At 36.7% G+C, this 22,321-nt stretch carries 22 protein-coding genes and 1 other RNA gene; 12 read left to right on the top strand and 11 right to left on the bottom strand.

The features are described from left to right. Window positions 1–3: 3 nt before the first annotated feature. A complete protein-coding gene (locus BUC06_RS16625) occupies window positions 4–2,040 on the bottom strand; it encodes a M3 family metallopeptidase (protein ID WP_073335146.1) in 2,037 nt (678 codons plus the stop codon). Between the two features lie 255 nt (window positions 2,041–2,295). Here BUC06_RS16625 and BUC06_RS16620 point away from each other — a divergent pair, with 255 nt between their 5' ends. The 6 genes from BUC06_RS16620 to rimM all read left to right on the top strand — a co-directional run bounded on the left by BUC06_RS16620 (window position 2,296) and on the right by rimM (window position 6,163). Then, on the top strand, window positions 2,296–2,826 hold the full coding sequence (locus tag BUC06_RS16620; protein WP_073335145.1) for an SRPBCC family protein: 531 nt from the start codon (window positions 2,296–2,298) through the stop codon (window positions 2,824–2,826). 208 nt (window positions 2,827–3,034) lie between these two features. Then, the gene (locus BUC06_RS16615; RefSeq protein ID WP_073335144.1) at window positions 3,035–3,484 is read left to right on the top strand and encodes a hypothetical protein; all 450 of its coding nucleotides are present in this window, start codon (window positions 3,035–3,037) and stop codon (window positions 3,482–3,484) included. Window positions 3,485–3,673: 189 nt separating this feature from the next. Next, window positions 3,674–4,312 carry a DoxX family protein gene (locus BUC06_RS16610; protein WP_073335143.1) on the top strand — a complete coding sequence of 213 codons (639 nt, stop codon included), beginning with the start codon at window positions 3,674–3,676 and terminating at the stop codon, window positions 4,310–4,312. Between the two features lie 41 nt (window positions 4,313–4,353). Then, window positions 4,354–4,866, top strand: coding sequence for a nitroreductase family protein (locus BUC06_RS16605; protein ID WP_073335142.1), 513 nt, complete (start codon window positions 4,354–4,356; stop codon window positions 4,864–4,866). A 179-nt stretch (window positions 4,867–5,045) separates the two neighbouring features. Then, window positions 5,046–5,609 carry a 30S ribosomal protein S16 gene (locus BUC06_RS16600; RefSeq protein ID WP_073335141.1) on the top strand — a complete coding sequence of 188 codons (564 nt, stop codon included), beginning with the start codon at window positions 5,046–5,048 and terminating at the stop codon, window positions 5,607–5,609. An 11-nt stretch (window positions 5,610–5,620) separates the two neighbouring features. Further along, entirely contained in the window at window positions 5,621–6,163 is a 543-nt protein-coding gene (gene rimM / locus BUC06_RS16595) for a ribosome maturation factor RimM (RefSeq protein WP_073335140.1), read from the top strand. Window positions 6,164–6,589: 426 nt separating this feature from the next. Here the strand turns inward: rimM and BUC06_RS16590 are convergent, their stop codons facing one another. The 3 genes from BUC06_RS16590 to BUC06_RS16580 all read right to left on the bottom strand — a co-directional run bounded on the left by BUC06_RS16590 (window position 6,590) and on the right by BUC06_RS16580 (window position 10,034). After that, on the bottom strand, window positions 6,590–8,236 hold the full coding sequence (locus tag BUC06_RS16590; RefSeq protein ID WP_073335139.1) for a serine hydrolase domain-containing protein: 1,647 nt from the start codon (window positions 8,234–8,236) through the stop codon (window positions 6,590–6,592). Between the two features lie 66 nt (window positions 8,237–8,302). Next, window positions 8,303–9,106 carry an AraC family transcriptional regulator gene (locus BUC06_RS16585; protein WP_073335138.1) on the bottom strand — a complete coding sequence of 268 codons (804 nt, stop codon included), beginning with the start codon at window positions 9,104–9,106 and terminating at the stop codon, window positions 8,303–8,305. 1 nt (window position 9,107) lies between these two features. Beyond that, on the bottom strand, window positions 9,108–10,034 hold the full coding sequence (locus BUC06_RS16580; RefSeq protein ID WP_073335137.1) for a transcriptional regulator: 927 nt from the start codon (window positions 10,032–10,034) through the stop codon (window positions 9,108–9,110). 96 nt (window positions 10,035–10,130) lie between these two features. On the opposite strand from BUC06_RS16580, the gene BUC06_RS16575 reads away from it, so the two are divergent. Genes BUC06_RS16575 through BUC06_RS16565 form a run of 3 tightly spaced genes read left to right on the top strand, consistent with a single transcriptional unit; the run spans window position 10,131 to window position 11,844 of the window. Then, the gene (locus BUC06_RS16575) at window positions 10,131–10,595 is read left to right on the top strand and encodes a hypothetical protein (protein ID WP_073335136.1); all 465 of its coding nucleotides are present in this window, start codon (window positions 10,131–10,133) and stop codon (window positions 10,593–10,595) included. Window positions 10,596–10,606: 11 nt separating this feature from the next. Next, window positions 10,607–11,248, top strand: a complete 642-nt coding sequence (locus BUC06_RS16570; protein ID WP_073335135.1) for a hypothetical protein — start codon at window positions 10,607–10,609, stop codon at window positions 11,246–11,248. Further along, complete coding sequence (locus BUC06_RS16565; RefSeq protein ID WP_073335134.1) at window positions 11,245–11,844, top strand: CDP-alcohol phosphatidyltransferase family protein; 600 nt, start codon at window positions 11,245–11,247, stop codon at window positions 11,842–11,844. Before BUC06_RS16570 ends, BUC06_RS16565 begins: the two co-directional genes overlap by 4 nt. A 208-nt stretch (window positions 11,845–12,052) precedes the next feature. Here the strand turns inward: BUC06_RS16565 and BUC06_RS16560 are convergent, their stop codons facing one another. The 3 genes from BUC06_RS16560 to BUC06_RS16550 all read right to left on the bottom strand — a co-directional run bounded on the left by BUC06_RS16560 (window position 12,053) and on the right by BUC06_RS16550 (window position 14,125). After that, complete coding sequence (locus BUC06_RS16560; protein WP_083564107.1) at window positions 12,053–12,673, bottom strand: DUF2306 domain-containing protein; 621 nt, start codon at window positions 12,671–12,673, stop codon at window positions 12,053–12,055. 108 nt (window positions 12,674–12,781) lie between these two features. Further along, entirely contained in the window at window positions 12,782–13,468 is a 687-nt protein-coding gene (locus BUC06_RS16555) for a hypothetical protein (protein ID WP_073335133.1), read from the bottom strand. An 87-nt stretch (window positions 13,469–13,555) separates the two neighbouring features. Continuing rightward, a complete protein-coding gene (locus tag BUC06_RS16550) occupies window positions 13,556–14,125 on the bottom strand; it encodes a Crp/Fnr family transcriptional regulator (protein ID WP_073335132.1) in 570 nt (189 codons plus the stop codon). Between the two features lie 500 nt (window positions 14,126–14,625). Here BUC06_RS16550 and asnS point away from each other — a divergent pair, with 500 nt between their 5' ends. Both asnS and rpoN read left to right on the top strand, forming a co-directional pair. Continuing rightward, window positions 14,626–16,074 (top strand): asparagine--tRNA ligase, encoded by a 1,449-nt coding sequence (gene asnS, locus BUC06_RS16545; protein ID WP_073335131.1) that lies wholly within the window; start codon window positions 14,626–14,628, stop codon window positions 16,072–16,074. A 158-nt stretch (window positions 16,075–16,232) separates the two neighbouring features. Beyond that, window positions 16,233–17,696, top strand: coding sequence for an RNA polymerase factor sigma-54 (gene rpoN / locus BUC06_RS16540; RefSeq protein ID WP_073335130.1), 1,464 nt, complete (start codon window positions 16,233–16,235; stop codon window positions 17,694–17,696). A gap of 90 nt (window positions 17,697–17,786) precedes the next feature. On the opposite strand, the gene BUC06_RS16535 is transcribed toward rpoN, so the two are convergent. From BUC06_RS16535 to BUC06_RS16525, 3 genes are read right to left on the bottom strand one after another with little or no spacing between them, the layout of a single operon-like run. After that, window positions 17,787–19,415 (bottom strand): AMP-binding protein, encoded by a 1,629-nt coding sequence (locus BUC06_RS16535; protein ID WP_073335129.1) that lies wholly within the window; start codon window positions 19,413–19,415, stop codon window positions 17,787–17,789. Window positions 19,416–19,473: 58 nt separating this feature from the next. Further along, complete coding sequence (locus BUC06_RS16530) at window positions 19,474–20,148, bottom strand: beta-carotene 15,15'-monooxygenase (protein WP_073335128.1); 675 nt, start codon at window positions 20,146–20,148, stop codon at window positions 19,474–19,476. Beyond that, complete coding sequence (locus BUC06_RS16525) at window positions 20,141–20,632, bottom strand: RNA polymerase sigma factor (RefSeq protein ID WP_034729370.1); 492 nt, start codon at window positions 20,630–20,632, stop codon at window positions 20,141–20,143. Before BUC06_RS16525 ends, BUC06_RS16530 begins: the two co-directional genes overlap by 8 nt. Before the next feature lie 257 nt (window positions 20,633–20,889). Between BUC06_RS16525 and rnpB the strand changes: the two genes are divergently transcribed. Then, window positions 20,890–21,214: RNase P RNA component class A (rnpB, locus tag BUC06_RS16520), an RNA gene on the top strand. Between the two features lie 42 nt (window positions 21,215–21,256). On the opposite strand, the gene BUC06_RS16515 is transcribed toward rnpB, so the two are convergent. Next, the gene (locus BUC06_RS16515; RefSeq protein WP_073335127.1) at window positions 21,257–22,126 is read right to left on the bottom strand and encodes a polyphosphate kinase 2 family protein; all 870 of its coding nucleotides are present in this window, start codon (window positions 22,124–22,126) and stop codon (window positions 21,257–21,259) included. Between the last annotated feature and the right edge of the window lie 195 nt (window positions 22,127–22,321).

The following is a 22,321-nucleotide window of genomic DNA, read 5'->3' as shown; positions in this document are numbered from 1 at the left end:
ATTTTATCCAAACGCTCTCTTCAGCAAGCTCTCCACTTTCGGCTCACTTCCCCTGAAACTTTTATATAACTCCATCGGGTCTTTTGTTCCGCCTGAAGAAAGAAGAACTTTATATTTTGCAGCAGTTTCCGGATTGAAAATTCCGGTTTCCTTAAAATACTGGAACGCATCTGCATCCAGAACTTCAGCCCATTTGTAAGAATAGTAACCCGCAGAGTATCCACCCTGGAAAATATGAGAGAAACTAGGACTCATCGCTGTTTCCGGATTGGTAGGATAAAGCGTTGTTGCCTTCGTGTACTTATCCTCAAACGCTTTCACGCTTTCACCTTCCAGTTCTGCCACCTTTGTATGGTAGCTCATATCCAGAAGTCCGAAACCAAGCTGTCTCATCGTTTGGTAACCTTCCATAAAGTTTTTGGACTGCTCGATCTTTTCGATCTTTTCATCAGGAAGTATTTCCCCGGTTTTATAATGTTTGGCAAACGTCTTTAAAAATTCAGGTTCATAGCAGAAATTCTCAAGAAACTGAGAAGGCAGTTCCACAAAATCCCATTTTACAGAAGTTCCGGAAAGACTTGGATATTGTGTATCGGCCATGATTCCGTGAAGGGCATGTCCGAATTCATGGAATAAAGTGGTTACTTCCTGGAAAGTCAGTAAACTAGGAGTGTCTTTTGTTGGTTTGCTGAAATTACAAACGATAGAAATATGCGGACGGGAGTTTTCACCGTCTTTTTTATACTGATTTTTATAGCTCGTCATCCAGGCTCCGGCTCTTTTGCCTTTTCTTGGGAAATAATCTACATAGAGTAAAGCTTTGAACTTTTCTTCAGCTTGCACACTTCCAGCCTCAGAAACTTCATACACCTTCACCTCCTCATGGTATTTTTCAATATCATTTCTTTCCTTAAAGTGAAGTCCAAAAAGTTTTCCGGCCAGTCCGAAAACAGCATCCTGTACCTGATCCAATGGGAAATAAGGCTTCAGTTCCTCATCATTGAAATCATATTTCTGTTTGCGGAGCTTTTCAGCATAGAAAGTATGGTCATAGCCCTGTAGTTCCTCAATTCCGTCAGCTTTAGCCAAAGATCTTAATTCCTCAATCTCCTGGTCTGCATAAGGTTTCGCTTTCGTTAAAAGTTCATTTAAAAAATCAAAAACTTTCACCGGAGATTTGGCCATTCTTTCTTCCAGAACATAATCTGCATAGTTTTGATAGCCTAATAATTCTGCTTTTTGCTGTTTTAATTGAAGAAGTTCCTTAATCAGTTCCTGATTGTCAAATTCTCCTCCGTCAAAAGATTTTTTACCACTTGCCAGAGCAATTTCCTTTCTCAGTTCACGGTTCTCAGCATACGTCATGAAAGGAATATAGCTTGGATACTGCAAAGTAACCACCCAGCCTTCAAGTTCCCTTTCTTTCGCTTCCTCCGCATATTGGTCGAGAATAGCCTCCGGAATTCCTGCCAGATCTTCCTTATTCGTGATCTGTTTGAAATAAGCATTGGTAGATGCTAAAACATTCTGCCCGAACTGCAGTGACTTTAAAGACAGATCCATGTTGATCTTCTGTAGTTTTTCTTTATCCTCTTCATTCAGCAGAGCACCGCTTCTTACAAAACCTTTGTACGTTTCGTTCAAAAGCATTTTCTGCTCCTCATTAAGATGATATTGTTCTTTTTCGTCGTATACTTTTTTGATCTTATTGAAAAGAGGTTCGTTTTGAGAGATCTTTGAAGAATATTCAGTTAAAAGCGGAGAAATTTCCTGAGCCAGCTTTTGAATTTCATCACTTGTTTCCGCAGAATTCAAATTGAAAAAGATATTGGAAACCACATCAAGCTGTTCTCCCGAATAGGCCAAAGCTTCAATGACATTTTCAAAAGTGGGTGCCTCGGAATTGCTGACAATGTCATTAATTTCATCTTCAGATTTTTTGATCAGTTCCTTAAATGCAGGAAGAAAATCTTCATTTTTAATATCATTGAAAGGTGCTGAGTGATATGGTGTCGTAAATTTCTCTGTTAAAATATTCATTGTTCGATTTTTAGGTAAGGTAAATTTAATGATTCATTGGGAATCACAGCTGAAATGCACAAAAATAATGCCCCGATATCAGGATGTGACAAAAATGCTTTATCTTTAATAATCTTGTCATATGAAAAGAGACGAAAAGGGTGGAATGACTAATTTTGAAAACAATAAATCATAAAATACTGACCATTGACAGGGCTCCTGTTTCTCAGTTTTTAAGGTGAAAAAATAAAACAAGTAACACAAAATATCAAAACTATGAAAACACTCTTAAAAATTCTTGGCGTAATCATCCTTTTAGTTGTTGTATACGCAGTGATAGCCATGCTGGCTTTCAGTAAGAATTATCACTTTGAAAAATCAGTAGTCATCAATGCTCCGACAGAAAAAGTTTGGCAGCACGTAGGTTCATTAAAAGAATACAATGTATGGGATCCATTTTCAAAAGCCGATAAAGATATTGTCATCACCTATTCCGGAACTGGTGATAAAGTTGGAGATTCCTACCACTGGAAAGGCAATGATAAAGTAGGAGAGGGTGAGCAGTCCATTACCGAAATTGTACCCAATGATAAACTGGTAACTCAACTTCATTTTATCAAACCTTTTGAAGGTAACGCTGTTGCAAAATTTGTTTTGACACCTGAAGGAAACGGAACAAAAGTTACGTGGTCGATAGACAATGAATTGAATACGGTGATGAAAATCATGAAACCCATGATGGATATGAATATGAAAACCATGTTTGACCAGGGACTGGGAGACCTTAAGAAAATCTCTGAAAAATAAAGAAATATAAGCCTTGTAGAAATACAAGGTTTTTTTGTGTCCATTTTTTAAGAGCCAAAAAAACTGTTTAATCCATAACATCAATAGTAACCCATTTTAGGACTCCACATTATCAGTTTTTTTAGGAAATTCTTACTTGTTTTTATCGAGAACGAAAATATCAATTGTTATTTTAAAAAATTATTATCTTTATGTAAAGATTAGATTTATGGAGAAGATCGTATTTGTGAAAAGTGATATAAGAAATTATGTCAAAACAGTTATCTCTGAGAAAATTGAAAAACTTAAAAATTTCATAGAGTTCACCCTGGAAGCAAGTCGTGATATTAAAAAGACGCCAAAATATGACAGCATGAGAGAGGAAATGCAGGAAGAGATTTACCAGATGCAGCGCCAGCTGGGAGCTTTGAATGACCTTAAAAGAAATATGTCAAAGGTTCTGAATAATTCCACAGAAATGATACAGCTGGGTTCTTTGGTGATCACCAACAAGGCCCGGTTCTATATTTCAGTTTCATTAGGAGAATTCTTTTTTGAAGGAGACCGTTTTTATGCCATCTCGCCCGAAAGCCCAATGGCCAAAAAGATGATGGGAATGAAGTCCGGCGATGCTTTTACCTTGAATAATATTCATCAGGAGATTGTGGAGGTGATTTGATAGAGATAAGAGATAAGAGATAAGAGATAAGAGATAAGAGACATGAGATATTAGACATGAGAATAAAGAATAAAGAATAAAGAATAAAGATGCTACTGCAAAGATTTTTATAGTGATTTTAGCAACCGGCAAACACTAATACTACCCTAAAACCAATAACCCAAAACTCAACCCTGCCATCCGAACACCATGACCTTTGAAAAATTACGAACCAATAGATTTAATCAGTGGGTGATGATCCACTTACGCTATTTGGTAGGATTTGCTTTTTTTCCTTCCGGACTGACAAAATTAATCGGAAACAGATTTACCGTCCTTTCAACAGATACACCAATAGGGTACTTCTTTGAAGCCATGTATCAGACAGGATTTTACTGGAATTTTTTAGGACTTTCTCAGATTATCGCTGGAATTTTGCTGATGACTCAGCGGTTGGCCCTTCTTGGAACTCTGATGTTTTTAGCAATATTAAGCAATATATGGATCATTACCATCAGTCTTTCCTTTACCGGAACATGGGTCATCACGTCTCTCATGATGATTGCTGTGATTATATTACTGATCTGGGACCATCATAAGCTGATTCCTATTCTGAGATATAACCAGCCAATGACAATAAAAGCTTATCCTGATCCGGAACGTTCCTGGATCAATGCCGGACTCACGTACACTGTGTGTCTTCTCTACTTATCATTTCCGGGATCTGTCCCTGATGGCTTGGAGCTATGGATTTCCCGGGGAGCAGTCATGGTCATTGTATTCACATTTTTATTCACACACTATAAAGTGTATAAAAACCGGAACGCATTGTTGAAAAATCAGGCTTAAATCAATGTAATGCATTCAATTACATATTGTAAATTTGCAGTATGAATAAAGCGGAAATTTTAAAAGAAATCATAGAACAAAGAAGAAGTATATTCCCGAAAGATTATTCTGAAACCGAAATATCTCAGGAAATTATAGAGGAAATACTCCATTCAGCAACATTAGCCCCGAATCATAAGCGTACAAAACCCTGGCGTTTTAAGATGTTCAAAGGGGAGGAAAAGGCTAAGCTGGCATCAGAAATGCAGGCTATTTACAAGGCTACACAATCCGAGCAGACTTTTTTAGAGAAAAAATACCAGGATATCGGCTTTAAAATCAATAAAGCAGATGCTGTTATTTCTATTGTCGTTAATTTCAGTGGAATGGTTCCTGAATGGGAAGAAATCGCAGCCGTTTCTATGGCCGTACAAAATATGTATTTAACGTGTACAGCCAATAATGTAGGCAGTTACTGGAGTTCTCCAGGTCTTGTCAATCACCTTAAAGACTCTTTGACCATTGAAGAAAATCAAAAATGTCTGGGGCTTTTCTATATGGGAAAAGTAGATTAATATACCAATCTAATAATATAACAATGTAGCAATGATTTCTTGATAAGAAAGTCCAAAAAACGGTTACATTGAGAGATTGATAAATTGTTACATTTAATAATTGTCGGATAAAATTTTTTATTTATCTTTGCACTCTTAAATATTTAACTGGGACGAGTTCCCGTAAAATTCACAACATTATGTCAGTAAAAATCAGATTACAAAGACACGGTAAAAAAGGTAAGCCTTTTTTCCACATCGTGGTTGCAGATTCTAGAGCTAGAAGAGATGGTAGATTCATCGAGAAACTAGGAACTTACAACCCAATTACTAACCCTGCTACTATCGATTTGAACGTTGATGCTGCTGTAAAGTGGTTAAACAACGGTGCTCAGCCAACTGATACTGCAAGAGCGATCCTTTCTTATAAAGGTGCCCTTTACAAAAAACACTTACAAGGTGGAGTTGCTAAAGGTGCTTTTGACGAAGCTGAAGCTGAAAAAAGATTCGGTGCTTGGTTAGAATCTAAAGAACAAAAAGTACAAGGTAAAGTAGAAGGTTTAACTAAAGCTCAGGCTGACGCTAAGAAAGCTGCTTTAGATGCTGAAGTTAAAGTAAACGAAGCTAGAGTGGCTGCTGCTGCACAAGTTGAAGCTGATGCTAAAGCTGCTGAAGAAGCTGCTAACGCACCTGCTGAAGAAGTTGTAGAAGCTACAGAAGGAGAAGCTCCTGCTGCTGAAACTGAAGAAAACACTGAAGCTTAAAAAATACCTGTATGCGTAAAGAAGATTGCTATTTACTAGGAAAAATCACACGCAGACATGGCCTTGCGGGAAACGTTATCCTTAAACTGGATACCGATCAACCCGAGCTTTACAATAAATTGGAATCAATATTCGTTGAAATCAACGGATTATTGGTTCCTTTTTTTATTGAAAGATCAGCGTGGAGCAAAAACGATGCGCTGAACCTTGCTTTCAAAAATTCTTCTGAAGCATTAGTAGATCAGTCTCTGGGAAAAAGCGTTTATTTACCGCTTGCCACACTTCCGAAACTTACCGGAAAACAGTTTTACTATCATGAGATCATCGGTTTCGATATCCTTGATGAAAATGGCAAAGAATGCGGTGTCATACGATCTGTGAACGACCAGACTGCCCAAAACTATTTCGTAACCAATCTTGATGGAAAAGAAGTAGTGATTCCTATCATTAAAGACTGGATTCTTGAGGTAGACAGAGAAGAACGATTCATCAAAATGCAACTTCCGGAAGGACTTATCGATGTTTTTTTAGTGTCCTCTAAAAAAGACGAATAATCAGTTTTTCAGATAGCAGATCTGAAACTTCCCTTCTTTCACATTACTTATCAGGAAATATTTCCCCGTTTTGGCCTTTACAGGATCAGAAGCGATTATTTTCCTGTGCTCTTCCTTCGTGGAAAACCAATTTATTTCTAATTTTTACATCGTAATAATACATACAGACAGGATGGTATCCAGACGGAGCTACGAAATAATTTCCGATGCTGAACCATGGGTTTCCTGAAACAATCTTATCTTTACCCTGAACGACAAAGTATCTATGTACGGATTTTAGGATATAAATGGCTCTCCATCTGAGAGAATTCTATCTTCTGGCAAAGCTGCAAATACAGGGGAACCCTTTCAGAATAGAACATTGTGAAAAAAGATGAGTGACTATTGCTAATCACTCATCTTTTATTGAAGGTTACTTCTTATTCATTACTTATGATAAACAGCGGGCAACAGATATTCCTCAACGATTTTATCCGCCTGTAAATGAGCGTAAGATTTGTTGTAAGCTTTTGCCGTAATAACGATGACAAGTGGGATTTCTTTGAAAATAATAATTTTATTTCCCCCGTTTCCACTGGATTGATACGTCTCAAAACTTTGGTTTCCGACTTTATAAACTTTTCTCCAGAATAAATACCCATAGCCTTCGAAATCCTGATTGTCCGTGAAGTAATTGGTGAAAGATTTCTTTACCCAATTTTTATCAATAATATTCTGACCCTTCCACATCCCGTTATTTTTATAAAGCTGTCCGAATTTTGCAAAATCCAATGTTCTCATACGAAGTCCACCAGCCAGAGAAGGCTTCTGCTGAGGCGTAAACTGCCATTTGTAGTTTGTGATTCCAAGAGGTTGAAATAACTTTTTTCCGGCATAGTTTTCAAGACCTTTTGGAACTTTCTGATCCAAAATATCACCTGTAAGTACCACACCTGCTGTAAAGTAGCTCCAGTTTTTTTCAGGCTTGTTTTCTGTAGTGGGTAAATCCAGGACGAACTTCACCCAATTTTTTGTAGGATACATATTTTCTTCATTTCCCGGAGATTCCTCATCTGCATCATTTCCGTCAAAACCTGAGCTCATCGTTAACAGACTTTTTATCGTCACACTATCTTTGCTGGAAGAATAATTTTCGGATTTCTTTAAATCATAGAATTCTTTCAGCATGAGATTCTCATTTTTAAAATACCCGTCTTTAATAGCTATACCCATCAAAGTTGAGGCAAAAGATTTACCCACGGACCGTGTATCCTGCAAAGAATCTCTTCCTGACTGGCTGAAATATTCCTCCAAAAGAAGCTTTTCATTTTTAATGACCACAATACTGGTGATATCTCTGAACCTGTTCTCTGCAATTTTTGTATTTAAAAGCCTGATTTTTTCCTGATCAAATTTTTCATCAGACACTTTCCATCCGCTGTTGGGTTTTATTTTTTGAATGGCCACCTGCTGCTCCGAAGTATTTTTGTGAGGAACTGTTAATTGAATTTCACCTGATGCAATGGTATTGCCAACCTTTAGTGATGGCATTTTTAAATAAGGTTTTATTTCAATTTTTAATACATGATTTCCTTCTGTCAATGCATCAATTCCGCCATTGCCCAGATAAAATCTCATCCACATATATTTCCCCCATGAATCCTCATTTTTTGAACTTAATAAAGGAATTCTAAAAGTCGTTTTCTTCTTTTTGTCTTCCGGTAATCCTGCTCCGGTATTTAAATTTTCTGTATAAATTAATTTTCCGTCTACAGAGAAACTGAATTGATAATTTCCTTTTTTGAGTAATTCGTCAGTGGATAAAGCGGGATCAATCTGATGTAGATAATTGACTAAAGAATTATCCATAAATATGCGGATATCAAGATCTTTATCTTCCTGAAACACCATCGTTTTGAGGAAATCAGATTCTTTTATCTGGTCCGGAGATATTGTTTTATCGAGAAAAACAATTTGGTTGTTGTATTTTTTATGAATGGGTTGAATGATGGCATCGGGATCTGTAACATTTTGTGACTGACCTGAAGAAAGTCCAAAACTAAGAAGTATAACAAAAAGGAGAATAGATTTCATTTTATTTTTTTATCTGAACAAAAGTAAGAACAAGTGTTGATAGAAAATAGAATGAAATTAACATTATTACTTTATAAGTAGTTTTTTGTACTGTAATGGAGTGATTCCCGTATGTTCTTTAAACGATCTTATAAAATGACTTTGATCTGTAAAACCACATTCCAGAGCCACTTCAGCTAAAGAAGGATAAGTATTGAGAAGGGTTAAAGATTTATTGACCTTTAGTTGTCTGATATACGCTCCCAAACTGCAATGGAAATGTTTCTGAAAATCCCGGCTCAGATGGACCGGGTGCACATCCAATGTGGTAGAAAGGTCTGTCAGATTCAGTTTTTCCGTAAAGTTTTCATGTAAAATTTCATCAATCCTGCGTACCCAGCCAGGCTTTTTATCATGAGGTTGAACCTTATTTGATAATTCACCGAAAATATTCAGCAAAAGTTCATGAACAGACAGTTCAAAAGAAAGATCATTCAATTTCGTTTCTCTGAAAATCCTGTACATTAACAATTTTAAAGCTGGATTTTTCAAATTAAAACTTCCTTCGATAGAATCTTTTGAGAGCTGAAATTTTTTAAACCAGTTTTCAGTAACTTCCAGATGAAACCCTCTCGTAAATAGGTCGGGTTTAATATTGTAATGGGCATCTTCCCAATGGTGATAGAGCAGTGTGCCTGCCGGACAGTCATAGATTTCTTTTTTATTCCCTTCCGTCATATTGCCCTGCAGCAGAAATGTGAAATAAGCATTTTCATGATAATGCCAGTCCACGTAAGGATGGGTATATTCCGTATCTGTAATGGTCAGCCCATCAAAACGAAGGGTTTCATTGGTCTGTCCAAAAAATTCACCATTATGAAGGTTTTTCATATTACAGTTTTTGTTTTAAATGTTCAATCTGCTGGTACATTTTATTGAAAAATATTTTTCGGTCACGGTTGCCGGAAGTATTCAGAGATTTTGAATTCTTGATCTGATGTTCAAAATAATTTCGGGTTTCAATACACGTTTTTGCATCATTAATCAAAATATAGCCAAACATATTCGCCGGTAAGGCAAAAAGTGATTGTTGCGGATGATGAAAAAAGATGTCATTGGACAGATGCATCAGTTCATTTTCATACAATTGAAATTTTGGATTGTTTTCTGTCTTTTGTTCAATATACTCTATCAATTCTTTCAGTTCTTTCAGAATAATTTCAGCTTCATTTTTTTGTAAAAGTCCGGTTTCATAATAAAATAAGATCTGCTGCAGAATACTGGAAATAGTCCTGTCATTCCACAGTTCCACTATATTTTGTGCTTCATATTTTTTCTTGAGTTCCTGAGTATTGGATTCAAAATGAGGAGGCGAAAATTGCATAAAAGGAATAAAAACCTGTTTTGCATTCAGCAGATTCATCCAGACATAAATTTTAAAGCGGGAAAGGAGAGTGTCTGAAAGCGTATAAAAGAAGGGAATATCCTTAGCAGAATAATAAATGGTCATCTCATCAGAAAGCGGCAGATTTTCAAAAATGCTGAGATTATTCTGAAAAAACGACTGTAAATCTTCCGTTTCGTTTACCACTGAAGTTTTCCGAACCAACAGCTGCTGGTCTGAAGTGATCAATTGATCGAGAGAAATCTGATAATATCTGGCCAGTTCCAAGCCTTCTTCAAAACTGAACTTTGCTTTCAGAGAGGTTCTTCTATGCGATGCATCATAACTTATATTGAGAATATTGGCAATCTCATCATTCAAAGATTTGTCACCAATTTTTCTGCGAATTTCCTTAAGTAAAAGTTCCTGATACATGCTTTTGTGATTTTCACAAATGTAAGCAAAATGTTAATGGTTTATCACATTTAAGAAAGTGAATATTCTTTTCAAATTTGAAGAAATATTTAAGAAATGAAACACAAAATAATTCTTGCCATATCATGCCTGTTTTTATTATTAAAGGTGAAAGCACAACAAAAGATCCAGCCGATTTATTATATAGATTATTCTTATGCCAGCAAACATGTATTGCGTGGAGGGGTAGAATTTATTCTGATGGATGGAGGTGAAAATCAGGATAAACTTTTTTTAGGAACAGGGTATGGAGTAGTAGGCGATCAGGGTAAAATACACGGAATTCCGGACCTGCATTTGAGTTATAATATAGGAACACTTTTATTTGTTAAGGCGGGCTCTTCTTTCTCCCATGCCTATTCTGTAGTCGGAATATCATTATTTAATTCCTGTGATATTGGAATAGGATATTCAAAATCTTATAACAACAGTAATGTGAAAATACAAGGATTCACGGCAGGGATTACGTTTAGACTTACCCATAAAGATAATGTTTACGGAAAATTAAAAATAGGATTTTAAAATTGAAAATTATGAAAACAAAATTTTTAATGATGATCAGCTTTTTTATGGTATGTATCATCAATGCTCAGGACAGTTTAAATGCTAATTTGGATAAGCCAAAGTTTATTGCTTTTTCACCTTCGAAGGCAACTAAAAATGTGAATGGAATGCTCATTAAATATTACGATGAGATTGATCAGGAAATACAGCCTAAGAAAATTAATGGGGTTGAGCTAGGCTTTAATGGTTTAGGGATTTTCTTTCCCGTACTGTTTCTTGTCAATATTACATCCATCGATAACTGGGGAATTAATGATATTGGTTCAGAACCTTTACCTGATAAAATGAATACAATTAATGGGATGCAACTATCTATTGTTAATATGGAGCCTACGGTGACTAACGGTTTGGAATTAAGCTTATCAAGTAATATAGGCGCACCTTCCGTGATCAATGGAGTTGCCATTTCACCATTATACAATTTTCATCATACCACAAAAGGTGCCGCCATTTCTACTTTTGCGAATGTAAGTCAAAAGTGCAGAGGCATTCAGGTGGCTTTAATTAATGTTTGTAAAGATTCACAGGGAATACAGATTGGCTTTTGGAATGAAAATGGAAAAAGAAAAATGCCTTTGATCAACTGGAATTTTAAAAATAAAAAGTTATGAAAAAGTTACCCTATCTGCTTATCGGAATCAGGTTTATCCTTGCTCCAATCATTTTGTTATTAGCGTATTTCAAAGGCATAGAATCAAGATTTTTAATTGTAGCATTGATGTATTTCGGACTATTAACCGACATCTTTGATGGAATTATTGCACGAAAAGTGGGTGTTTCCTCAGAAAAATTAAGAAGACTGGACAGCCAGACAGATCTTATTTTCTGGCTTTCACTGGGGTTTGCCTCTTATTTTCTGAATCCTGAATTAATTAAAAATGAATGGCCGGGAATTCTTTTACTCCTCATTATGGAAGCCCTTTGCTATATAATAAGCATCTGGAAATTTGGAAAAGAAACGTGTACTCATGCATTTATCTCGAAAATGTGGGGATTGAGTTTACTGATTGCATTTACATATTTAGTAGGATTTCAGGAAGCGGGCTGGGCTTTTTACCTCACCATAGGATTAGGACTTTTTTCTCATATTGATGTGATCCTGATTGTTTTAATACTTCCGAAGTGGCAATTTGATGTACCAAGCTGCTATCATGCATGGAAAATCAGGAATGGAAAGCAGAGGAGAAAGAGCATATTCTTTAATTAAATACTATTTGAAGTATAGTTATTCGTTAAATAATTGATAAATGATTTTTTTCAAAAAGACAGCGTACTCATGAAGTTACGCTGTCTTTTTGTAGTCTCTCGAACATGGGTTTTCATAAGATCTATGATCAGTAAATGAAAGGCCAGTAGGTTAGAATTCTTCATAAGAGAGCCCGGATACTGGAATGGAAATTGTGTAAACTCACATTTTACCTTGGCTGATATTTTATTTTACTCAGATAGAACCATTCAATAAAAATCAGATTGGGAACCCAGCAAAGAAAGCCTAATGTTTGATATACTTCAGAAAAATGAGAATACTCAAAACTGTACCTATTCCAGATCAATACCAGCCATAAGCGCAAAGTTACCGATGCAAATGTAAGCGCATAATTGCGGACTATCCAAATTCTAAAGGCAGGCATATCATCTTTCTTATCAGCAACAGCCGCCTGAATTATTGATAAAATCCAAATGAGATCAAGGAGAAAAAAGCCTATTTTATTTACTAAACCACCTTGAGCATACGTTGCCACGTAGAGACCCGTAACGGCACTAATGCATACTGAAAAATAATATATTCTTCGTAAAGTAATATTTGCTGCAGGAAATTTTTCCCGAAATCTTTTCATTAGTTGAAACATACCTGAAAGTAAGGCTACTGCACCAAATCCTGCATGAACAGCGATTGAAATATGGTGTTTGACGTACTCGGTCTTTTGCTGAGGCGAAACAGTTGTGCCGGGAGATAAATAAATATACGAGTAAAACGTATATAAAGTCATGGCAATAACTGTTGTAATGATAAGCAGGGGAATGATCTTTTTCATTTTTTCTGTAACACTATTGGAAATTCAATTAATAAGCATTGGCTGAATGTTTATCCCAGCCCAGATGCAGCTATTCATACTAATATTATTATAAAGCCGGTAGCATGATCACTCCTCTTTTATCTGTTGTTTTTTTTCTCCGAATGTATAGCCGATACTTAAATTGATCAGAAATTGTGAGCCGGCGATTCCAATATTTGATGCTTTTAATGTTTCATCTTTGTTTGAGAATTTATTGTAATAGGTGAATTTATTATCTGTAAGACTACTGGCTACATTAGGCCACCAGCGCAAACTTGTACTGGTTGTAATCCCTTGCAGCCAATTATCTTTTTTATGGAAGGGCATATATCGGTAATAGGCACCAAGCCCCAACGAATACGTTTTATAGGCTTTTATCAAATTGGATTTATTTTGAGTTTCTCCATCATAATATACTTCCCAGCTATGCATTTTTGATTCGATTCTTACATCGAAATATGAAGTAAAACGATAGCCGACTCCAAAACCTGTTGAGTACGGTAAATGATAAGCTAAATGTTGAGTTTTAGCATCGCCTGTAATGGTACCTCCCGACATATTTAATAAAAAGCCATGGGAATAATCAAAACTCATTTTTTTTGAAAAGTAAGTCACTTCAATATTGCCGCCTTTCAGCAATATCGGTTGAATCAGACCTGCTAAAACACTAACACGGTTTGAGTATAAAAAGTCTTTGTTTTCTTGTCCGTAGGAATTCTGGGTGAGCAGGAAAACGGCTGCTCCTGCGAAATTTTTTTTTATTGAAACTTGCATTGTACCTGTTGTTTAAATTGTTTGATGGTACAAAACTCGTGTATGCTGCTTGTATTTTACTGAACATTTGCTAAGAAATGAAACACATTAAATGCCTCTTCGCAACCTGCTTAAATGTTGTGGGGACATGCCAAGGTAGGAAGCCAGATATTGCAAAGGAACTTTCTGAATCAGAATAGGATTATTTTTCAATAAAAACTGGTACCGTTCATCCGCAGAATTATTCAGAAAAAGAGAAATTCGTTTTTCCATAATGATAGCCAGATTTTCGGCAGCTATTCTTCCAAATTCCTGAACCGCCGGAATTTTTTGATAAAGCATTTCCAGATCATGCTTATTGATGACAAATAATTCACTGGGCAGAATGGCCTGGATGTTTTCTGTAGATAAACTTTGCGTTGTAAAACTTGAAAAAGAGGTTACAAATTCATTGGGTAAAGAAAAATAGCAGGTTGTTTCTTCACCTCTGGCGTTAGGGTAAAATATTCGTAACATTCCTGTTTTTATGAAAGCAATCTGGTCACAACGCTTACCAATTTCTAAAAAATAGTCACCTTTTTTCAATGCTGTAGGATTGAAAAGAGAAGCCATAAAATCAAGATCATCATCAGAAATTGAAATCGTATTTTTTATTATTTGCCGAAGTGAAGTATCCATATCTGTTCTCAAATATAAATAATTATTATTTACAAATTAATGAGTTTTAGAAGAAGGTGATGTATCATGACAAACATAAGGTATCTGTTGCTTAGGTTCTGTAAACTTTTTTTATATCTTGCAGTCTGGCTGATGATTCCTGAGAATAAATCTGAAATATAAGCAATGGTTTAATTTGATTGTTGATACTTAAAAAAATGCTTTGAGACAGATATTATCAATTCAAAAAAAACAGGAAAAATTATGGAATGAGTTTCGTTTTTGCAAAGTGCATCTGAAGTGCACAAACGAATCATCTGAAACAGGTAAATCCTGAAAGAAGCTGAATATTGTGATATGGAAAAAAACATGATTCTTTTAATTAAAACTTGTTTAAATTATATATTATGAATTAAGGAATGGATAAGCTATTTTTTAAAAAGAGATTGCAGTCATCAAGTTGCGCTGTTTTTTTGTAACTTTGCGGACGTTAATTTTATACGAAAATTTATAATCAACAAATGAAAAAGCAGACGATTAAAGAAATCCTACAGGATTACAAAAAAGTATTACATCATGACATTACTGTTTACGGATGGGTAAGATCATTCCGTGCGAATCGCTTTATTGCCCTTAATGATGGATCTACGATTAATAATTTGCAAATAGTTGTTGATTTCGAAAATTTTGATGAAGAGATTCTTAAAAAGATCAGTACAGCATCTTCCCTTAAAGTAGTGGGAGAAGTAGTAGAAAGCCAGGGAGCGGGACAGGCAATGGAAATTATTGCTAAAAAGATCGTTATTCTAGGTGATAACTTCACAGAAGAACTTCAGAATACCATTCTTCAGCCTAAAAAACACAGCTTAGAGAAACTTCGTGAGCAGGCACACCTGCGATTCAGAACCAATGTATTTGGAGCTGTTTTCAGAGTGCGTCATGCCGTAAGCTTTGCCGTGCATTCATTCTTTAACCAAAACCAGTTTTTCTATATCAACACACCGGTAATTACAGGGGCGGATGCAGAAGGAGCAGGAGAAATGTTCGGAGTAACGAACTTTGACCTGAACAATATGCCAAGAACTGAAGAAGGAGAGATAGATTTTGCACAGGATTTCTTTGGTAAAAAGACCAACCTGACGGTTTCCGGACAGCTTGAAGGAGAAACAGCAGCCATGGGATTAGGTAGAATTTATACATTCGGACCTACTTTCCGTGCAGAAAATTCAAACACAACAAGACACCTTGCGGAATTCTGGATGATAGAACCGGAAGTGGCCTTCAACAACCTTGAAGACAATATCGACCTTGCAGAAGATTTCTTAAAATATGTGATCCAGTACGTTCTGGACAACTGTAAGGATGATCTGGAATTCCTGAACACCCGTTTTGAGGAAGAACAAAAAGGAAAACCGGAAAAAGACAGAGCTAAAGAAGGTCTTATCGAAAAACTTCAGAACGTTATCGCTAAACGTTTCAAGCGTGTAAGCTATACGGAAGCCATTGAGATCTTACTGAACTCTAAAGAAAATAAGAAAGGGAAATTCCAGTATCCGGTTGAAAACTGGGGTGCTGATCTTCAGTCTGAACACGAAAGATACCTGGTTGAAAAGCATTTTGAATGCCCGGTAGTATTGTTCGACTATCCAAAAGAGATCAAAGCCTTCTATATGAAACTGAACGATGACAATAAGACCGTTGCAGCAATGGACGTTCTTTTCCCGGGTATCGGCGAGATCATCGGAGGATCAGAAAGAGAAGCAAGATTAGATGTACTAAAACAGAAGATGGCAGATATGCATGTAGATGAACACGAACTTTGGTGGTACCTTGATACCCGAAAATTCGGTTCTGTACCTCATGCAGGCTTCGGATTAGGTTTGGAAAGACTGGTTCTTTTCGTAACGGGAATGACCAATATCAGAGATGTAATTCCTTTCCCTAGAACACCGAAAAGCGCTGAATTCTAGACCAATAAAAAAAGCCTTAATGTAAAAATTAAGGCTTTTTTATTTTCTGATAGTTTATTATGTTAATAAGATAATGCAAAAATCATGCTAAATGTGTTTTTTGTCGAATTAATTTATTAAATTCGTAGAATATGTTATGTTAAAACACAAAGACTAATATGCTTAAACAACACTTACAACTCAAGTTAGGACAGAAGCTGGCACCTCAGCAGATCCAGCTGATGAAGCTTATTCAGCTTCACACCCTGGAATTCGAAGAGGAGCTGGAAAGAGAGCTAGAAGAGAATCCTGCTTTGGAAATTGTAAAGGAAGATCCTAAAGAAGACGATTTTTCTTCTCTTGAAGACGCTTATCAGGATGAAGGGACAGCAAGTATTGAAACAGATTTTGACGTCAACGAGTATATCTATGACGATGAACCCAGCTATAAAACTGCATCCAGCAACTATTCTCCGGACGACGAGGAATTTGATAACGAAAGTCTTCTGACGGAAGGACAGTCTTTATATGATTATCTTCTGGAGCAGATCCGTTTGATCAATATCAGTGACGAAGATGAGAAGATCGCAGAATATGTGATCGGAAATCTTGATACGGATGGCTATTTAAGAAGGGAAATCAAAGCGATTGTAGATGATCTTGCTTTCTCACAGGGAATTTATACCACCAAAGAAAAAGTAGATGATATCCTGGAAAATTATATCCAGAAGCTTGATCCGCCTGGGGTAGGAGCCCGTGGACTTCAGGAATGCCTGTTGCTTCAGATCGAAAAGAAAGTAAGCTCTGATAAAGCCGTATCTCTGGCTGCCAATATTCTGAGACACCAGTTCGATGCCCTTACCAATAAGCATTACAATAAGATCATCCAGAAATACGATATCGAAGAAGAAGATCTGAAAGATGCCCTTGATGAGATTTCAAAGCTTTCCCCTAAAGTAGGAGGGAACTTTGATACCCAAACCATCACCATCAACCAGGAAATTATTCCGGATTTTGTGATTCAGGTGAAAGATGGAATGGTGATCCCAATGCTTAATAGCAAAAATGCACCTACATTAAGAGTCTCTGAAGAATATAAAGATATCCTGACGACCTATTCTCATGATAAAAATTCTTCGGAACACAAGCAGGCCGCTTTATTTATTAAACAGAAATTGGATGCTGCCAAATGGTATATCGATGCTATTAATCAGCGCCAGAATACCTTGTTGCAAACCATCACGGCTATTGTGAAATTCCAGAAGGAATATTTCATTACCGGTGACGAGAAATCACTGAAGCCAATGATTCTGAAAGATATTGCAGATATCACTGGATTTGATATTTCTACCATTTCAAGAGTAGTAAAAAGTAAATATGCTGATACATCGAACGGAATCATTTATCTGAAAGACCTGTTCTCAGACAGTCTGACCAATGATGATGGGGAAGAAGTTTCTACGAAAGAAATCAAAACGCATCTTCAGGAAGTGATCAGTAAAGAAAATAAGAGAAAACCTCTTACCGATGATGCTCTGGTAGTCATCCTGAAAGAACAGGGCTACAATATTGCCAGAAGAACGATCGCCAAATACCGTGAACAACTGAATATTCCGGTTGCCAGATTAAGAAAAGAACTTTAATAAGTGATCTATAAATAAGTAAAAGCCCGGAATTTCCGGGCTTTCTTTATTTTTAATCTAAAAATCTCTGTGATATCTGTGGGAGATTTTCTAGGAACGCTGTTTCAATGTATCCAGTTGTAATTCTTTTATAGAGATCTCACGCATTTCTACTTTTCGTATTTTCCCTGAGATCGTCATCGGAAATTCATCCACAAATTTCCAGTATTTCGGAATTTTATAGTGAGCAATTCTTCCTTTGCAATAGTCCAGAAGTTCAGCTTCCGTTATATCAAAACCTTTTCGGACTTTTATCCAGGCCATTATTTCTTCGCCATATTTTTCACTCGGAATTCCAATGATCTGTACATCAAGAATATTGACATACGTATACAGAAAATCTTCGATTTCTTTAGGAGAAATATTTTCACCACCACGAATGATCAGGTCTTTTATTCTTCCTGAGATGGTAATATAACCTTCGTCATCCATGACAGCCATATCACCGGTATGCATCCATCGGGCATCGTCCAGTACTTTTTTTGTGTTTTCGGGATCATTCCAGTATTTCAGCATGACAGAATAACCTCTCGTACAGAGTTCACCGTGCTCACCGCGTTCTACCGTCTTTCCGTTTTCGTCAATGATCTTTATTTCAAGGTGATCCTGGACTGTTCCTACGGTACTGACCTGCTTTTCCAATGGTGTCCCGATGAGCGTCTGCGTAGAAACAGGAGACGTTTCCGTCATGCCATAGCAAATGCTCATTTCTTTAATATTCATAAGATTTTCTACCTTTTTCATGATCTCTGGAGGGCAGACCGAGCCCGCCATGACCCCGGTTCTTAAATTTGAAAAATCATAGGTGTCAAAATCCTTAACCGCCAGTTCTGCGATAAACATAGTGGGAACTCCATATAAAGAAGTGCATTTTTCATCAGAAACAGCTTTTAGCGTAATATCCGGATCGAAACTGTCATTGGGAATCACCATACATGCTCCGTGAGCTGTACAGCATATATTTCCGATCACCATTCCAAAGCAATGATAAAACGGAACCGGAATGCAGACACGATCATTTTGCGAGTATTTTAAGCGTACTCCTATAGAATATCCGTTATTTAAAATATTATGATGGGAAAGGGTGACCCCTTTTGGAAAACCTGTCGTTCCCGAAGTATACTGGATATTCACAGCATCATCAAACTGTACATGGTCTTCAAAACTGTGAAGCGTGTCATCTGAAATATCCTGTCCCTTATTTAAAAAATCCTCCCAGTTATCATCAAAGAAAATTTCATGTTCCAGACTGGGGCAGACTTCCTTTGCATATTCTACCAATTCTTTATAATTGCTTGTTTTAAAGCTTAAAGAAGAAAAAATAAAACGAATACCGGATTGATTAATGACGTAGGTGAGTTCATGAGTTCTGTAGGCAGGATTGATATTGACTAAGATGGTTCCTATCCGGGCAGTGGCATATTGAAGTAAGACCCATTCATAGCGGTTTGAAGACCAGATTCCGATTCTGTCTCCTGCTTTTGCCCCTGAAAAAATTAAAGCTTTGGCAACAGCGGTTGTCTGATTATAAAATTCCTGATATGTAGCTCTGTAATTCTGATGAACGCAGACTAAAGCTTCCTGATTGGGGTATTTTTCAACAGTCTTTTTAAGGTTTCCTCCGATTGTTTGTCCCAATAATGGAATGGAAGAAGCTCCATAGACGTAAGATAATGGCATAGTTTAAGATTTGGTGGAATAAAATTAATGAAAAATCTTGAACTGATGCCTGTTTATGCTAATTTTCCTGAGAATCTATGTCTTTAAGCTGTTTTAAATTTCGATCAAGTTTTCTGATAATAATTCCATACACAAGTCTGTAATAAAGCCAGATCAGAAGCACACATAATACGGTACTGACAATGATCCCGATAATAACAATGATGAGATTGGAATTGGAAGGCTGTACATTCTGAGAATTTAAAATATAAAAAATGAAAGCTGTAAATACAAAAGTAAAAGCGACCAGCAAGGCAATACTGATCAGAATAAAAGCATTAACCGTTTTCTTGAATTTAATGATTCTTATAATGAGACCTTTGAGATTTTCTTCAATTTTTATTTTGCGGTAATTCTGATAAAACTTCAGAACAAAATAAAACGTGATCAGAAGACTTAAAACTTTAATCGCTAAATAAGCATGATCGAAATTGGTTTCTATTTCAGGAGCTTCCTGAGCTCCAAGCTTTTCTAATATCTTACGGAAACTGTCTGACTCCTCATCCTGAAAGAAATAAAATAATCCCAGAACAGAAAAGAATAAAAACTCTGCCACACTGATCCAGAAAATATATTTCACATAATTGCGCGACTTTTTGTTCAGCATCTGAAGAATTTCGGAGCTGTCATATTTGGGTTGAACAGGTTGTTCCTGCCATGTTTTCTTAAAGCTGTCTAAATCAAAATCAGGCATATTTTTCCATCTGTTCTTTAAGGGTTTTCTTTAATCTGTTCATTTTCACACGCGCATTGACCTCGGTGATCCCAAGGTTTTCTGCAATATCCTTATAAGGCAGGTCGTCAAGGTACATCATTACAATCGCTCTTTCTACATTCGGCAGGGTTTTGATCACGGTATACAGAAGTGAAATCTGCTGCTGCTTGTCATCATCATCTTCCACAAAATCTCTGTGGTTGATATCCAGCTCGTTCGTAGGAAGGCTTTTGCTTTTTTTTCTGAAAAGAGTAATGGCTGTATTCAGGGCTACGCGGTACATCCACGTAGAAATTTTGGAGTTCCCTTTAAAAGAATCGTAGCTTCTCCAAAGCTGTAGTACGATCTCCTGAAACAGGTCCTCTTCATCTTCAAGAGAATTGGTATAGAGACGCGAAACTTTAATAATCAAGCCTTGATTATCTTTAATAAGTTGCGCAAATTCTTTTTCTCTGGAAGTCATAGGTATATAATGGCACGAAGATAATAATAATGCAGTGATTTGTTGATATGATGACAGGATAATTTATTGAGACAATATTTTGATGATTTAACGATGATTTGAGAGTGAGTTAATGAATAAGAAGATTTAATATTTGGTAGGAATACACTTCCCCTCCGTTAGTCAAAAAACTGAAAATAACGATCTTCTTTATCAAAGCCTGAATAACCTTATTGGCAAAGATACATATCACCAAATAATATGTATCTTTGCAACCGCGAGAAAATCGGCTTGTTGATTCCTGCTTCGGCAGGGGTAGGAAAGTCCGGACACCATAGAGCAGCAAAGCGGATAACATCCGTCACCCGTGAGGGTAGGACAAGTGCAACAGAAAGCAAGTACAGTTCGGCTGTAGTGAAACCAGGTAAACTCTTTGCGGTGCAATGATAAGTATATCGGTTCTTTTCAGCAATGGAAATTAGGGGCGGCTCGTCCTGAAAGCCGAGGGGTAATCAGCTCAAGTTTTGCAGCAATGTAAGACGCAGATAAATAACAGGCACTTCTCAGGAAGAACAAAATCCGGCTTATAGATTTTCTCGTGATTTTTTTATTTAATTGACTTTAAATTAATGATTTAAGCTGAACTTACTCGTTGTCAAGTGTTTTCTTAGCTTCATCAAGCTCCGCCCTTTCCTTTTTTCCCAACTGAGGATATTTGAGATTCATCTTTTCCAGGGTATCGATAATGATCTGTACGGCTGCTACTCTTGCAAACCATTTATTGTCTGCGGGAAGTACATACCAGGGAGCATTATCTTTTGAAGTTTCGTTGATAGCCGTTTCATAAGCTTCCATATATTGCGGGAATAATGCCCTTTCCGGAAGATCGGCTGCAGAAAATTTCCAGTTCTTCTCCTGTTCGTTGATTCTGTCCAGCAGTCTTTTCTTTTGTTCATCTTTGGAGACATTTAAAAATATTTTTACAATCGTAGTTCCGTTTTGGGCAAGATGTTGTTCAAAATTTCTGATACTCTCATATCTGTTTTTCCAGAAAGTATCATCAAAATCCTTCACAGAAGACCATGTCCTTTCGCTGAGGTTATATTCCGGATGAACTTTACATACCAAGACACTTTCATAGTGGGATCTGTTGAAGATACCGATCATTCCTTTCTGGGGAAGAGCAAGGTAATGCCTCCACAAGAAATCGTGGGAGTATTCTTTAGAGGTTGGGGTTTTAAAGCTGGTCACATTACAGCCCTGTGGATTTACACCTCCGAAAACATGCTCGATAAGGCTGTCTTTTCCGGCAGCATCCATCGCCTGAAGAATGACAAGCAGAGACTGGCTGCCGTCAGCATAAAGTTTTTCCTGCAGCTCGCGGAGTTTTTCTTTCTCTTTGATTAATAGCTGCACTCCTTCCTCCTTGGTGAGCTTTCCTTCATAGGCGGTTGAGCTTTTTTTTATTGAAAATTTTCCCTTTACCAGGAAGTCATCTGAGAAATTGGTGTCCATGTTTTTTATATTTAAAGATTGAAAAAATTAAAAAAATTAAAGATTGCGGGGCCAATACATGAAGAAAAGATCTCTAACTCACCTCTCATTTTAAGTTCCTAAGTGTGATGTCTGATGTCTAAAATCTAACTTCTAGCCTCTAATTTCTAATATCTTATTTAAATGTAATAAAAAAACCGTCTTCATTGAAGACGG

This window comes from Chryseobacterium carnipullorum, from assembly GCF_900142785.1.
In the GTDB taxonomy this organism is placed as follows: domain Bacteria; phylum Bacteroidota; class Bacteroidia; order Flavobacteriales; family Weeksellaceae; genus Chryseobacterium; species Chryseobacterium carnipullorum.
This window is presented reverse-complemented; position numbering and strand designations above follow the sequence as displayed.